The 15833-nt window shown below is 36.7% G+C and carries 12 protein-coding genes; 3 read left to right on the top strand and 9 right to left on the bottom strand.

The genetic code is table 11. The features are described from left to right. Positions 1–134: 134 nt before the first annotated feature. The 8 genes from ASG38_RS02160 to ASG38_RS02120 form a co-directional block, all read right to left on the bottom strand. Positions 135–3311, bottom strand: coding sequence for a DEAD/DEAH box helicase (locus tag ASG38_RS02160; protein WP_056066472.1), 3177 nt, complete (start codon positions 3309–3311; stop codon positions 135–137). Positions 3312–3757: 446 nt separating this feature from the next. Then, positions 3758–4384, bottom strand: coding sequence for a hypothetical protein (locus tag ASG38_RS02150; RefSeq protein WP_056066467.1), 627 nt, complete (start codon positions 4382–4384; stop codon positions 3758–3760). A gap of 18 nt (positions 4385–4402) precedes the next feature. After that, positions 4403–5131 (bottom strand): hypothetical protein, encoded by a 729-nt coding sequence (locus ASG38_RS02145; RefSeq protein WP_157485978.1) that lies wholly within the window; start codon positions 5129–5131, stop codon positions 4403–4405. Positions 5132–5390: 259 nt separating this feature from the next. Next, positions 5391–7310 carry a serine hydrolase gene (locus ASG38_RS02140; RefSeq protein WP_056066460.1) on the bottom strand — a complete coding sequence of 640 codons (1920 nt, stop codon included), beginning with the start codon at positions 7308–7310 and terminating at the stop codon, positions 5391–5393. Further along, a complete protein-coding gene (locus ASG38_RS02135; RefSeq protein ID WP_056066457.1) occupies positions 7249–8301 on the bottom strand; it encodes a two-component regulator propeller domain-containing protein in 1053 nt (350 codons plus the stop codon). The genes ASG38_RS02140 and ASG38_RS02135 overlap by 62 nt, the downstream gene beginning before the upstream one ends. Continuing rightward, positions 8301–9356: a two-component regulator propeller domain-containing protein gene (locus ASG38_RS02130; protein WP_082482129.1), complete on the bottom strand. Its 1056-nt coding sequence runs from the start codon at positions 9354–9356 to the stop codon at positions 8301–8303. Before ASG38_RS02130 ends, ASG38_RS02135 begins: the two co-directional genes overlap by 1 nt. A 398-nt stretch (positions 9357–9754) precedes the next feature. Continuing rightward, positions 9755–11152, bottom strand: coding sequence for an MFS transporter (locus tag ASG38_RS02125; RefSeq protein ID WP_056066753.1), 1398 nt, complete (start codon positions 11150–11152; stop codon positions 9755–9757). Between the two features lie 257 nt (positions 11153–11409). Then, positions 11410–11775, bottom strand: coding sequence for a helix-turn-helix domain-containing protein (locus ASG38_RS02120; protein ID WP_056066451.1), 366 nt, complete (start codon positions 11773–11775; stop codon positions 11410–11412). Between the two features lie 124 nt (positions 11776–11899). Here ASG38_RS02120 and ASG38_RS02115 point away from each other — a divergent pair, with 124 nt between their 5' ends. The 3 genes from ASG38_RS02115 to ASG38_RS02105 all read left to right on the top strand — a co-directional run bounded on the left by ASG38_RS02115 (position 11900) and on the right by ASG38_RS02105 (position 14701). Continuing rightward, entirely contained in the window at positions 11900–12694 is a 795-nt protein-coding gene (locus tag ASG38_RS02115; RefSeq protein WP_056066448.1) for an SDR family oxidoreductase, read from the top strand. An 18-nt stretch (positions 12695–12712) separates the two neighbouring features. Continuing rightward, positions 12713–13036, top strand: a complete 324-nt coding sequence (locus ASG38_RS02110; RefSeq protein ID WP_056066447.1) for a nuclear transport factor 2 family protein — start codon at positions 12713–12715, stop codon at positions 13034–13036. Positions 13037–13246: 210 nt separating this feature from the next. Continuing rightward, the gene (locus ASG38_RS02105; protein WP_056066444.1) at positions 13247–14701 is read left to right on the top strand and encodes a S41 family peptidase; all 1455 of its coding nucleotides are present in this window, start codon (positions 13247–13249) and stop codon (positions 14699–14701) included. A gap of 340 nt (positions 14702–15041) precedes the next feature. Here the strand turns inward: ASG38_RS02105 and ASG38_RS02095 are convergent, their stop codons facing one another. Further along, on the bottom strand, positions 15042–15587 hold the full coding sequence (locus ASG38_RS02095; RefSeq protein ID WP_056066438.1) for a hypothetical protein: 546 nt from the start codon (positions 15585–15587) through the stop codon (positions 15042–15044). Between the last annotated feature and the right edge of the window lie 246 nt (positions 15588–15833).

Below are 15833 nucleotides of genomic sequence, written 5' to 3'. Positions count from 1 at the left end.
AACAGAACACACGCACCTTGTAAATAAAATAACTTCCGAGCATCGGACTAAATTACCAAAAACTGCTTCATTTATCTGGTTCAGAAAAAAGTATTTCACAAAATAGCTTCCATTGCCCTCTATCAAGAAATTATCTATTTAGTATTAAAATAACATTTTAATTTGGTCTCTGTCATGTCAACAATCGTTGAATAGACAGAACTTAAAAAATCAGTCATTTCATCGTTTAATTGTTTAATATTTACACCCGGCTGTGCAACTGCAAATTCAAACTTTACCTCACTATATCGAAGTGCTTTTCTTATATTCTCAATATCAGGTTTAGTTCCATAATAAAACCTTCTTCCTTTTAAGACACCTGTATTATCACGCCTTTCCATATGCTTTAACAGCTCTTCTGGTTTCCATTTATATCTTAAGGATACAATTGCCTGTCCGCAGACTTCATATAAATCTGAGAGTCTGGAACCAGCAGTGACTTTTGAGTATTTACAGTGAACCATTTCAAATCTGATGATATCTGCATCATGAAATATTGCAACTATATCAGCCGACTCTCCAGAATTATCATCATTAAAAACTACTTTTGCTCCTTGATTAACTAATCTTTTCATCATATATTCCTGCACAGAATTTTCACGCTTCAAACTGCCCTTATACATCGACTCAGTACTATATTGCACCTCTTCCCACGCTAAAGATTCAATTCTGTCATCAGGAATCCTGACAGTTGCAACTTGCGTATATTGAGTCCAAATACACCCCGAGATAGTGTCTCCATTTAATAAGAACATTGTAGGAGGATACTTTTCAAAGAATTCTTTTAACTCCATTGGCTCACTTCTTAATCCTTCCACAAAAAAATGAGTCTTCTCCAATCCCTCGATACTATGACCTCTTTCGCCTCCAAGCCTGATGGTAAACTCTATTTTCTCATTCTGCAAATAAAAAACAAACTGAGCTCTATCATCCTTAACGCTTAAAAGCTTGATATATGCCTCACTAAGCAGATAAGAAACTGAACCTGCACCCACTGTAATTTTATGTATTTTATCATAAAGTTCCTCTGACCAATCACAAGCCATTACAATTAAGTTTTCAGGATAAAGCTTTAACTCAGTCTTTTCAGCAGAATCTTCCAGTAATTTATTCGAATCTATTGACTCGTCAGTAATAAGTTTACCTACCTGAATACACCAAGATTTCCATTGTTTTAAATCCCCAACTCTTGCCGGGCTCCAAATTTTACCTTTAACCGACGCGCCTACACTCACAGGAAAACCATCTCTAAATCCCACTCCTACAAAATCGGATTTCTGGCATCTTGTCCCGCTTTTCCATCTGCTTAGTTCTGTTGTAACATCTGAGCCGCTTAATCTTGAATATCGGTGCAAATGACTAGCCGGCTTAAAAATACCTGCATGTACTATACTTAGTCGATTTATAGAGTCAAATGCTCTGAAAACAGGATCTCCAGATATGCGTTCTGGTTTAGATTCAGTGAGGCATTCTACTAATTTATCTATTTCAAGAGTTTTTTCTGAAAATCCGATATAAAGTAATTGCGACGCAGCATCAAAATGCATTACTATCAAATTCCAAGTCTGATCACGCAGCTTATCTGTTCTGGCCCATTTTACTTTCTCTCTTTTCTGAGTGGTAAAATAAAAAACATTTTCATCAGGGTTATAATACGGCTGGGTAAGAGCATATTTAGAAAGATTGAATGCAAGCTTAAAATTATTCCAATCAACCTTCGCTGCTCTGTAGCACATACAGCTCAAGGCAGGATAAACAAGCTTCGGGTTTAATTCTGTATCAGGAGAATCAAAACCTGAAAAAGGTTTGCATCCCTGTAAAAAAGATAATAAAGATTCGGCATCAGCTTTTCTAGCATCAGCTATTTCGCTGATAACTTCTTCCCATCCAGAACCTTCCTGTAATAAATTCTCCAATTCTACAGACAAGTTTTCATCTGCAAAATTTACAACAAATGAGGCATCTCCCAAACCTTCTTGCGTCCTGGTAAATCGACCGATAAACTGTAGCAGGACCGCCAAAGATTTATGTAGCTTATGCACAGCTGCAATTTTAAAATCGGGATAGTCAAAGCCCTCTTTAAGCATATCCACACATATTACAATATCATACAAACCTCTTTTAATCTCTTCAACAATCTTTGCCTGTCCTTTTGTTTCATTGTGAACAACAACAATTCTCTCATCAGGAAACCACTCTTTGTAGCTCTTATATAGTTCTTCTGCATGTTTGCTCTTTTCTGTCCTGACCATAACCTTATGCCTGGTCCATCCATTTGCTCTATCTTCTCTAAGTCTTTGTATTGCGGCGTCAGCGATTGCTTTATCTTTTCTTTTAGGATGTCTTTCATCGACTGATATTAAAGAAATTTTTGAAAAACAATTGTCCTTTAATGCTCTTGCCAAAGAATAATTATAGAGAATTTTTCCTTCTATCGGCTTCTTGTCATTTCTAAATGGAGTTGCCGTAAATTGCACAATTTTTGAATCTTCAAATTGTGTCTTTATTCTTTTCCAGCCCGCAGCTGCAACATGATGTGCTTCATCAAAAAAAATATGAGAAAAAGTACCTTTCAATGCTTCCAGTGTTGAGAAACTTGCCCTCGCAATCAATCCGGGAGTCGTTACAATTATTTCTGCCGATTGTATATCTAATATATCCTTAGGACTGGAAATAATTTTATCTAATATAAGCACCTTTGGATTTGGAGTTGCACCACTTATTACTCCTAGTTGTCGCAGCATACCCCAAGTTTCAAATTTTTGAGACAACTGCTTTTTTAAATCCTTTGTTGGTACGACTACCAATACTCTCTGAGCATTATCAGCTAATACAGCTACCAGCATGGTTTCCGTCTTTCCAGTACCGGTAGGCAGTACGATAGTGCATGCATCATAGCTCAATGACCAATGGGATAATAGAGAATACAAAGCTCCAGACTGAGCAGGTCTTAAAGAATAACCATTTGTTCCATTCCTGTATAAATTAAAATCTTGTTTTGAATATTCAACAAAATGTTCGGCCAAGCCACTGAATTTATAAATCCCTTGTTTGAAAGTAACCGAAGCTGTAAAGGAATTTCCTTCAACATCGTGTATTAGATAAACAGAATCTTTCTTATGGGTTAAAGTTAAATTGTGCGATCCAGCTTTTAGGGCAACTTGGCGAAAGCTGCCGCAATCCTTAGAATCTTTAAAATAATAAAGCGGTTCATCTAATTTAAAACTTGCCTCAAATGGTATTTCGAGGCTAAACTGTTGTGGTTGGTTCATCGTTAGAAAGTTAATTGGTTCTGCTAAATTAAAAATTTACCTACACTATTGCTAATTAAGATATTAACCATAAAAACAAATAAAAAGTCAATAAATTAAAGAGGATATTACTGCCTTTTTTGATGTAAATTTTATACTTTTACGGAAAATTTTGAGAGTTAAATTTGTACTGTACCTATGGGTGTACCAAGTTTAAAAAAATGCTTAAAACACCAGTAATTGCTGGGATCTATATATGGTTAGCGGTACCTCTTTCTCCGCAAAAATTAAATGCTACCAAGTTTGGTAGCATTTTTTATTTAAAAAAGATTCTATGGCAAAATCGTGGCAATTTAATTTTCATCTTTGAAAATAGCCTCGTAAAAGCCTGTAACAGAGGTCGGTTAAATTTATTCCTCTCTATTCTGTGGTAATTCTAATTCCGAAGAATTATTATTGATAAAATTTTACTCGTATTTACTACCAACGTCATCTAAATTTCGGTACATTTTCTCCTTTAAATCTTCAATAAAGACAACGTTTTTAAACACATCATTCTTACCTGAAAATTCCTGTGTTTTCTTTGTACCGTTTAAATTTATATTGGTTCTTTTTACAATATATTTTCCGGTTAGCAAATTGTAAGATTTATCGATATGCTCAGTTGGTGATGCCTTGTAACCAATATCATAACCTATTACCTGTATTTTATTTTTTGTTGCATTAAACCTTAATGTAACAAACCTGCCAAAGGTAGCTGTGCCGTCTTCGAAATACCCAAATTGCACGGTGTTTTTATTTGATTTAAGCTGAACGGGATAAATGCTAAAATCATTGGTACTGAATAATTCAACCTCGAATTGTTTTTGAAAGCTTGATAAATAAATCAACAGTTTGTAGCTTGAAAATGCCGTATCGTTTTTAATGAGCATTAAAACATCTTTTATAGCATCATTGTCAAACAAAATGGTGACTTTATCAATTTTTCTACCATTGGCAGGGCTTTCTTTTAATTCGCTATATCCTTTAGGGATTTTGATTTGTGCGAAAGTCTGCAACGATAAGCAACAGAAAAGTATAAGGGCGAATTTCATTTTCAAGTTACTTTACAATTAAATATTACCTTTTGCCAAAAAGAAACTTTTAACCTCATCTTGTTTAATAACCGAACGGATGTGGTCGTTGATTTTTTCGTACTCGGTTAAAGGCAGTTGCAGTTGCATAGAACGGAGCGAACCATCTTTTTGCGGAGCAATTAAAATAAGTCTTCCCTGGTCAAGGTCAAATAGCCTTAAATTTACCAATGCAAACTGTTTTCTATCGCCGGTAAGAAATGCAGTATATTCTATAGAGTTATTTTTTGTTTTTAGCAAGCCGTTTCCAAGCTTATCGGGGTAGTTTCTGGAAACCACATTGTAAGCCATATTGTACTTTTCGTTGGAGAAATCAAGCGTATCTGTCAATATCACAATGGTGAAAAATACTTCGCTGTTTTTATCTTTCAGGTATTCCTGGTTAACGTTATTTTTTTCGCCAAAGAAATAGTTCCAATAAAGGGTTTTGCCAAAATAGTTGCGTTCTGCATTGGTACCGGCACCTAAACCTTGCTTGTACTTAAAGCCCGGGAAAACCCCAAAATTCATTCCGTCTTGTTCTAGTTTTGGGCGGGTTTGTGTTAAATCGCCCTGGAACATTTCTTTATCCCATTGGGTGCTGTCTTGCAGTTTTTTAATTTTCTCAAGCTTTTCTTTTTCGCCCCAAACAAATTTTTCTGTTTGTGCATACAAAATGCCTGCGTTGCACCACAATGATAATAACAATAAGCTAATTTTAGTTTTCATACGTTTTGTGATAATGGTTATCGGTTCTTGTTTTTTTCTTTAGAGATTTGTGCAATTGAGTATCTTTCCTTAAAATCTTAACAATCTTATTATACACGATTTCCGAAGTTGTCCATGTCTCCCAAATGCACAAGGTAGAATGATGTACCTACTGAAACATGTTATGAAGCACATTGCTGACCACACAATTAGTTGAGATTGATTTTCAAACTTATAAAAAAATATAACTCACAAAGATGCAGTTCACCAAAGGCTTACATTATTTCCGGAATGTAATACCAGCAAAATCTACCAACTGCTCCCCATTATTTGCCTTAAAGGTAACCGTAAAACCCCCAAATCCAGCATTAACACCCGAAGAAAGGGCGTGGTTATTGTCGATAACATCTAAAGGGATTTCATTGGTACTGCCCATCGTCTTGAGCCGGCACATCAGTACACGATCAGGGGTAATATAAAGTTCAATGCTTTTAAACTTGCTGTCGCCGATCAGCATTTGGTAACCGTATTGATGGTATAATCCTGTCCGATTCTGCCAATGACTGACATCAACCGGTTTCATTTGATACCCCCAATTATACTCCCTTTCGCCCCTGCGCTGGATCAGATAATGATACCCCTTGATGTTGGTAAAGAAAAAGCGCTGTCCATCTTTTTTCATTAGCGTATCAGTGCCGATGATCTCATAAGGCACATATTGATTTGCGCTGAGCGGCTTTAAGATGGTTCTTTTACCGTTCTCACTCATCTTAAGGTATTTATCCGCTACGGAAATAGTCGCATAAGACGTTGCTTTGGCGTAGCTGCCCACGTGTTTCTTTAGCGCTGATGGCGATAGCTGAACAATAGCAGAAGTGTCATTGACTGAACCTGTTATAGGAGCGGGAAATAGATCAGAAATACGCAGGCCGAACTTTGGCAGTAGTTTAAAGCAAAAGTCTTCTGCAGCCTGTCCGCCCTCGGCTGTATTGGTCATCACGACAACAGCAGCATTCTTTTCGGGAAAGAGCAGCAATTTGGCATGGGCAAAACCGGCACTGCCCGCATGGTAAACGGCAAAGGTTGAGTCGTTTTTGAACATAAACCAGCCTAGACCTTTTTTGTTGGTTTCTATCGGGACGGAAGCATTCTGGAGGCTGAACATCTGATGAAGGGTGCTCGCTTTAATCAAAGAATTGGTTTCGCCCCGGTAAGCTTTCAGCAAGCCAGTTGCGTATTTGATAAAGTCATTCAAGTCCGCATAGATACCGCCAGAAGCGATATCACGGAGTTCAAACGCCTTGAATTTCTGCCCGTAGGCATATATATCGCTCCGATTACGCAAGCTGTCCATAGCGAATCCGCTGTGAGACATCGCTAATGGATCAAGGATATGGCGGTGAATATAATCAGTGTAGTCCTCTTTGCTGATGGCCTTAATAACATTACCTAGGAGGTTATAGCCCGCATTAGAATAAAGCCCTACCATACCAGCTGGGTATAACAAATAGGTATGGTTAACAAAGTCAGGGATATCAGTATATTTTCCGCTTTCCAGGTCAGAATTTTTCCAGATGTCTGATTGGATGCCCGAAGTATGGGTCATTACCGCTTTCACCGTAATTTTGTCGAGGTTGATGCCCGGCCCTGCCATCGGGTTAAACTGGGGCAGGTAGGTTTTTAACGGTTTATTGATATCAAGCTTCCCCTGTTCGTAAAGCTGCATTAGGGCCAATGCGGTAAAGGTTTTGGTGACGGAACCGATATTGACCACCGTCTGCGGCGTCATCGCAATTTTGTTTTCCCTGTCGGCATAACCAAACCCCTGTTTCCAGATGACCTTACCGTCTAGTATGATTGCAGCACTCAGTCCGACAATTTGGTCAGATGCCATTTTTTCGTTAAAATATTGTTCCGAAGTTTTGACAAGATCGGTTTGATCAGTCGGTTGTTGCGCAATAGCACTGGAGGTAATTAGCACAAAGAACAATAACAGCATCTTCATATCGCAAAAATTTTTCCTAAGGTTATCAAATACAAACAGCGGATTGAATGTTAGATTTTTTTTAACTACCATAACAAACTTTAAAAAAAGGGACCCAATCATTTTACGAAACCATTGCTTTGCATTTATATTTTTAAAATTGTTTATCAAATGTTTTACCGTTGAATTTATAAACGCCACCTTCTGCCATTCCAAAAATCAAGTTTTTGTTTTGGTCTTTATAAATGCTCCAAATCATTTGAGTGTTCAATTTTGGGTCAATTTGGTAGTTAGTCAACTTTTTGCCATCATATTTCCAGGCTCCTGTATCCCGATCTCCAAACCAAATGTTGCCTTCTGCATCTTCTTCAATGGCAAAAACGTGCTCAAGTGTGCCTGGTTGTGATTTACCTCCTCTTCTTTGGCTTGTCGGATGGATTAAATGATTCTTTTCAGAAAAATTTATGACGGTATTGCCTTCCACTAGCAAAACGCCAATTCCATTGTTCCCTATCCAAATCCGTCCTTTTGAATCTGCCAATACACTTCTGATATGCAATAGCTCATTATCTTTCAGGTTTAACTTCTTGCCGTCAAAAATAGTTACCATTTTACCATCATAGCTGAATAGTGCTGCATAGGTTGCCATCCAAACTTTACCGTCTTTATCTTTTGAGATACCCGTAACACCATAAGCATTATCCGGGTTTTCATTTTTGGATTTTGGAAAAATCAGATAGTTCATATGCTGCCCATCAAAACGGTATATTCCATCTTCTTCACCTGCATAAAACCATAAATCGCCATTGGTTTCATTCCATTCTTGTTTCGGTTCGTTGTTTTTTATCGGATAATTAGTCAACGTTCCTTTGTCATACACACTTGCTCCTTTTGAAGTACCAATCCAGATTTTGCCATTCTTGTCTTCTTGGATGGAACGGATTTGATTGTCCGGTAAACCTGTTAAGTAGTCAAATGATTTTCCATTATAAACACTTACGCCTTCATTATGGCTTCCAAACCAATAGTTGCCTTTACTGTCCTGAAAAATAGCACGTATTCCCGAAGTAAATTTTAAGGTATCGGTTTTTTGGTTTACTACCAATTCAGGCCTGTTCGTTTCTTTTTCTGTTGATTTCTTTTCAACGCAAGAAAAATTTAGTGTCAATAGGGTTAGCAGATAGATCAATTTTATTTTTTTCGTCATTAGGGTTTAAACTTTTCAAATGTCTTTCCATTAAATTTATAGATACCATTTTCGTGTGTTCCAAGCCAGAGGTCGCCTTTGTTGTCTTTGTAAATACTGAATAATTTAATATTTGTTGATTGTTCTTGAACTTGATAGTGCGTAATTTTTGTTCCATCATATTTCCAAACACCATCACGATACGTTACAAACCACAAATTATTATCGTTGTCTCTTACCGTTGAAAGGTACTCATTCAGACCAATTGTATTTTTCCCATCTAAACTGCCTATGCTTTCGTGCCTGGTATAAAACTTATTGCTTTTTAAAGTTATGCTGTCATAAACACTATAACGGTTTTCTGTATTGAACCAAAAATCGCCATTTTTGTCTTCCGTAATGGACCGCACGCCGTTTTTCCCTCCATCGCGAAATTCTGTCACATCTTCTTCTGTAATCCATTCAAATGATTTTCCATCATAACGACATACTCCTACCGGATTGGTACCAAACCAAATGTTACCTTTCCTGTCTTTATAAATGCTATAAACATCAAATGGATGGTTCAGTTGCGGAGGCTTTGGAAGAGTCAGCTCATAAAACCTATTTCCGTCAAAGCGGTAAACTTTTTGTTTGTCCTGCTGGGGATTTAATAACCACAAATCACTCGCTTCCAGTTTCCATTCATCACTTGGGGTTGCCCTTATATTGGTAAATGACTTTCCATCGAACTTTGTGATAGTAGCATCCGGGTTCATACCCGAGAAATAGAGATTACCCGATTGATCTTCTTTGATATCATCAACTCTATCGGTATACAAACCGTGTTTTGTGGTGTAATTGATCAAAGTTTTACCGTCATATTTGTACACTCCTGTTTTCCAGCTACCAAACCAATAGTTATTTTTCCTGTCTTGGTAAATTACCATAATACTACTTCCAGGTTCTTTTACAGTGTCACCCTTTACATTTATTTCTTTTGGAACGACAGATTGGTTCTTCGAATTGGACGCCCGTCCATTACATGAAGTCAAAATGGATAGAATACTACAAGATAAGAATGTTGTTAACTTCATTAGGGTTGTTTATGGGTTAGTGATGGCTGTTGTAGAATAGCTGATAACTTATTTATTTGCGTACCTAAATTATAAAAATACTATACATGTAGTTGCATTGGCGCTATTATTTATCTTTAAAAGCTTTAGCTTTCTAAAAGCAATCGGATTTATTAATCTTTAAACTTGCCTATTAAGGCGGTTCTGTTGAAGGAGTCCATTTGACTGATTATGATAGCACTCTCTCGTTTAAATTAGTGTCCAAGGGTGGTTTTCCCCAATGCTTTTCATGTCCTATAGAGATTTAAAATTGCCTCAAATAGACAGGATGTGGCATATTTACAAATAAAATATTTTGACTTTCTAATTTATTGTAAGTATCGTTGAATCAACTTGTAATCGCTCCAATAGCGTGTCAGTTATACCGGGTTCAGATTACCGCCGTCTCTGAAGTTAAGTCTCCGGAAAACCAGGCCGGACAGAATCGTGAGAAAACCGACTACGAGGAATGTATATCGGAAAGCATTGTGAATCTCGTTATGAATGAGCTTGGTATCGCCTTCAAAAAATTTCAGAATAATCAGTCCAAATGCAATCCCGAATCCTATTGCAAATTGCTGATTGACAGAAACCAAAGAATTACCACTACTCGTCTGATAAGTTCTAAGGTCAGCAATGCTGATCGTATTCATTGACGTGAACTGTATTGAATTGAAAAATCCAAGCAACAACAGTATCGGTACATACCAATAAATGGAATGGTGAATACCCGGTATTGCCAGGCAACAAATCAGGACACCGATGACAAAGGTATTGACCATCAATGTTGAGCGATAACCAAATTTATCCAAAATCTTAATTACGACTGATTTCGCAAAAATCGAGGTAAGTGCCATGGGTGCAACAATCCAGCCGGAAGTAAATGCCGACCGGTCGTAAGCAATCTGAATCATCAGCGGAACCAAGAGCGGAATAGAACTGATTCCTAACCTTGTCGCCAGATTCCCTAAAATTCCAACTCGAAATGTACGAACCTGAAAAAGATTAAGAGGAAAAATAGGGTTATTGTTTTTTCTAGCATGTTTGTAATAAAAAAACAACATCAGAAAACCGAAAGCAAACCCTAATAAAACTGGTGTAATATTATTCGCATTTCCTAGTAATTCCAATGAAATGGAAAGTAACAAAGACGCCATTGCAAAAATGAGAAAGCCTTTCAAATCAAAATTGAAGACCGGTGATTTGTAATTAGGCATATATTTTAAACCTAAAATAATTCCCAAAACGCCAATTGGAATATTAATCAGAAAAATCCAGTGCCAGGATAAGTAATCAACAAGATATCCGCCAACCAAAGGTCCTAAAACGGGTCCAATCAAGGCCGGAATAATGGCATAATTGATTGCTTTGAGCAATTCATTCTTGTTGAATGCTTTGATGAGTGCTAATTTTCCAACTGGCGTCATTAAACTTCCGCCAACACCCTGAATTACCCTGGAAATAACCAATTGGGTTAGATTTTGTGACAACGAACAGCATAACGAACCCAAAGAAAATATAAACAACGAAGTAATAAAAACATTTTTCGTCCCGAATTTATCCGCTAAAAAACCGCTGACAGGCATAAACAAAGCCAATGTCAAAACATAACTTATGATTGCGTTCTGCATATCCAGCGGTGATTCATTCAAATCTCTGGCGATGGCCGGTAAAGATGTATTGAGAATCGTGGAATCCAGCATCTGCATGAAAATCGCAGTTGCTAATATCAATGGAAGAAATCTTTTAACGGAATCTGTGTCCATGTGTTTGCTCATAAGCATCAAATTTTAAATTTCACTTTTAAAATGGCTTGTAAAAAAATATAATCAATGAAATTTAGAATGAAAGAATTCAAACATGGTTATTTTCAGCGATGAAAACAAAAAAAGTTTGATCTTATCTGGATTGAAACAATTCCTAAAAAAGATACCGTTTCGTTCGTTTTTGATATAACAGAGTTTTACGGGAAGTGGAATTAAAACTATTCTGCAAAAAAATAGTGTAATCTTCGCCTACTTACCATTTTTTTTGATCATGACTTTGAATCTAAACGTTTCAAAATGAGCGACCGCAAACGCTCTTCATGTTCATCTCCCCATCCGCCAATTGCTGCAATTACGGGAATCAGCGTTTTTCCAAAATCTGTCAGGCTATATTCAACTTTAGGAGGCACAACAGGATAGATCACCTTTGAAATCAATTCATGGTCTTCCAACTCTTTCAGCTGAATCGTCAGCACTCTTCTTGAGGCATCCGGAATTTTACGTTGCAATTCGCTGGGGCGCTTATGTCCCTGGTTGATAAACCACAACAAACGCATTTTCCATTTTCCATAAAGGACTTCGCCAATAAGGTCAAGGCCGCAATTCAGATTTAAAGGTATTTTTCTCTCGTACATATAGCAAAGCTAGTGCAATGTTCCAAATTGTACAATAGGGGAAAAAATTATCCCTATGCAATTCGATTTTCCCTTATTGCCAGATAGTTATATACATCCCAACTTTGTACAAAAATATAAAACAATGGAACAAACATTTAATTTCAACAACGAGTTATCCGGCAAGATTGCTTTGGTAACCGGAGGTACAAAAGGAGCCGGAAAGGCAATTGCAGAAAGACTGCTACAGGCTGGCGCAACCGTTATTATTACTGCAAGGAACGCACCCGAAAAAGAAAACAGCAGACTGCATTTTATTCCTTCCGATTTAAGTAAGGCAGAAGGAACGCAAAAGGTAATCCGCGAGGTGTTATCTGTTTACGGAAAGCTTGACATCCTTGTGAACAACCTTGGTTCTTCAACAACACCCGCCGGTGGTTTTACCGCATTGAGCGATGAAGACTGGGAATCAACCCTACAAGCTAATTTACTGGCTCCTGTGCGGTTGGACAGGGGATTTCTGCCACAAATGATAAGTCAAAAAAGCGGTGTCATTATCCATATTGCCTCAATTCAGGGCAGATTGCCTTTATATGATTCTACTTTGCCCTACGCCGCTGCAAAAGCAGGACTGATCAATTATAGTAAAAGTTTATCAAATGAAGTAACACCCAAAGGTATTCGCGTGCTTACTGTTTCACCAGGATGGATAAATACAACAGCATCGGAAGCGTGGCTGGGCGAGATTGCAAGAAACGCAAACAGTACCATAGAAGAAGCCCAACAGGGTGTCATGGATGCATTGGGAGGAATACCTTATGGTAGGCCCGCCCAACCGGAAGAAGTAGCCGAATTGGTTGGTTTTCTCGTTTCACCAAGGGCCAATTATTTAACGGGAACAGAATTTATAATCGATGGTGGTACAGTACCAACAATTTAATCATCTAAAAAAATAAAAATGAACTTACCGAAAATAATAACAGACTTGGTTAATGCACAAAACAGCTTCGATAGCATTGCCTACACCAATTGCTTTTCTGAAACCGCCGTGGTGTTTGATGAGGGCAAAACGCATAACGGAAGAGTCGAAATCCAGCATTGGATAGAAGAATCAAACGAAAAATACAGATCAGTGATGAAACCTCTTGAATATACTGAAAATGGCACTTCAAGTGTTTTATCTGCAGAATGTTCCGGTACATTCCCGGGGAGTCCGATTGTATTAAAATTTCATTTTGATTTTGTTGATGGATTAATTCAGCATTTGAAAGTAACGGGGTAAATTGCCAAGTCCCTCTTCTGATGTAGAACTTGCAATCTATTATAAAACAAATTTCATAATTAGCTCTAGGGCAATAGTTCAAGTCCCTCTTTCTCCGCTGAAAATTAAAAAACCTCGTAAACCTATGATTTACGAGGTTTTTTGCTTTTACAAAAACTATAACATTATGTGGTTTATCATATATTTGCTAAATCATCATCAAAAATCATCGTGAAAAATCAAACAACTCACCCCTACTCGATAAGAAAAACTATAGTAGCTATAACTGCCTTATTTTGCTCTTTTACCGGATTTTCCCAAAATGTCCTTAGCGACAGGAAATTCACCAAAAGCGAACTCAGCACCGACCTCGAATATTTAGTAAACTCAATTATTGAAACACACCCGGATCCCTTCACAATCGAATCAAAAAGAATTTTTTTAAAAAATGTTAAGCAAATAAAATCAAATCTGAGGGACAGTCTTAATTACCGTGATTTTTATAAGCTTGTGGCCCCACTTGTCGCTTCTCTTTCTGATGGACACACCTCTCTCAAATTTCCTGGCAGGTTGATTTTAAAGGAATCAAGTACCTTATTTCCCTGTTCCGCGACCTGTAATTTTAAGAACAAGTCTATAACTATTGACGACTATGCCGGTGTGGAAGCCAAAATTCCGTCAGGTGCTGAAATTATAAGTATCAATAATGTAACCAGCGCACAAATCATTCAGAAGATTATCGACAATACCAGCGGAGAAAGTAATGAATACAGATTGAAAATGGGTTCCGACTTTTATTTTTTCGGAATAGTATTAAAAACATACTTTGATTTTGAAGGTGATTTCCATGTTAAATATAAAATTGGTGATAAAATTGAATATACAATCATTGAGCCGATAACCTTCAAGGCATTGATGGACTTTTCCAAAAATCAAAAAAGGCCTCAACAGCCTTCAACAAATATACCTGAAGATTATTCGCTACGCATTGACGCCAATATTAAAACAGCTATTATGGATGTGAGATATTTTGATGGTGAAGAAAATTTTAAACAATTTTTAAAAAAGTCATTTGATACAATTAGCAAAGCAGACATTCATAACCTAATCATTGATCTTAGAAATAATGGAGGTGGAAATTCTGCTTTGGGAGATCAGCTTCTTAAATACTTATCCCCTAAGCCATTCACTCAGTATGCTTCTACAACAGTAAAATACAGCAAACTTCAAAAAGATTTCTACAAACAGAAATGCAGTCAGGATAGCAATTATTGCGAAACTTTTAGGTTTTTATCAGATCAAAAAGATGGGAATATGCAAAACCTTAAAAATGAAAATTTAATCATTCCCTATGATAATCCGGTCCATTTTAATGGGAAAATTTATCTGTTGACAGGGCTTAGGACATTTTCGTCGGCTGCAAACTTTGCGCAGTGCTTCAAGCATTATAAAATGGGAACTATTATAGGTGAAGAAACCGGAGGCTGGATCGTTTCTTATGGGGATAAGGTGATGACTGAACTCCCTTTTACCGGAATGCCATTGTCTATATCAACCAAAAAATTCTACACTATCGGTTCTACAGACAAGGACATGCACGGAATTATTCCTGATGTAAAGGTGAATACTACTGAATCCATGGAATTTACAACCAATACGATCCGGAAAAATATTCAGGACTTTTGACAATTTACTGATTGGAAGTTCAAAGAATGTTTATTTCGAATATATACAAATTAATGGCAATTTTCCCAACTATAACTTTAAAAACTCTTCCTATGAAAAAAGTACTAATATTGTTTTTAACGATTGTTCCGTACTGTAGCATGTAAGTGCTGTTTATCGCAATAGCTAATTGCTTAGTCAACTTGATTTTTTTATGAAAATTCAATCTCTAATAGGAATAAATCCGCTTACTGCCTTTAAAAAAAAATCAAATTTTAATAAACGATTATTGTAAATTCTTGACTAAAACCTTAATCATATTACTCACTCCCTACAGAACTTTATCGCTTTCTCTTAAATCCTAACGATAGCTTTTTATTTTTTCAGCATACTCTTTTGTGTAATCCATAAACATGTGGGCCCGAGTAGCTAATTGGACAACCTTATTCTTATACCTGACTAAATAGTCATGACCTTTTCCATTGCAAAATCCATTTCCGGAATAAAATGCTTCCCGAATTTCTTCTTCAACGTCTTCGGCTTCTGCTTCGCTATCAAACTCATAAATAAACATCATAAAATCCGGATAGTAATTTTTTGGTTTTGCTTCGGTACGCTTAACATAATAACGTCTTATACCGTTACCCTTGATTTTAAGTATTAAATTATCATTGCAGTTGGAAAAAGACTCTTCCTTTTTGTCTTCTTTGCTTTCAATTTTAAACTTTCCCTTTCTGAAATCCTCTTCAAGTCGTGAAATCAGTTCCTTATCATCTATTGCTTTAGTATTAAAGGTTTTAATTTCTGCGTTTTCATCAGGATAATCCCAATTTAATTTTTTTTCTTTTGGATCATTACAAGAAACAAACAGAGGAAAAATTACAAGTAGTAATAACAGTTTTTTCATTTACTATTTTTTATGGTGAAATATGTTGTAGAAAGACGAATATCGACTGCTGGCGAATTTAACTAAAATACTCAATTCCCCTCTAAGTCGTTGACAAATTTTATTAAGATTTTTTTAGCATTTTAAAAAGATTAATATTAATTTTCCAGCCAAATCAACAAGCCCAATGCCTAAAACCTATCAATCCGACAAACTACCCTTCGATCCTACCGAACTCTTGTCGACATCTCCCCTGACTTCTGGTCA

This window comes from Flavobacterium sp. Leaf359 (assembly GCF_001423985.1).
Lineage (GTDB): Bacteria > Bacteroidota > Bacteroidia > Flavobacteriales > Flavobacteriaceae > Flavobacterium > Flavobacterium lindanitolerans.
The sequence above is the reverse complement of the archived record's forward strand: the minus strand, read 5'-3'. Positions and strand labels throughout refer to the sequence as shown.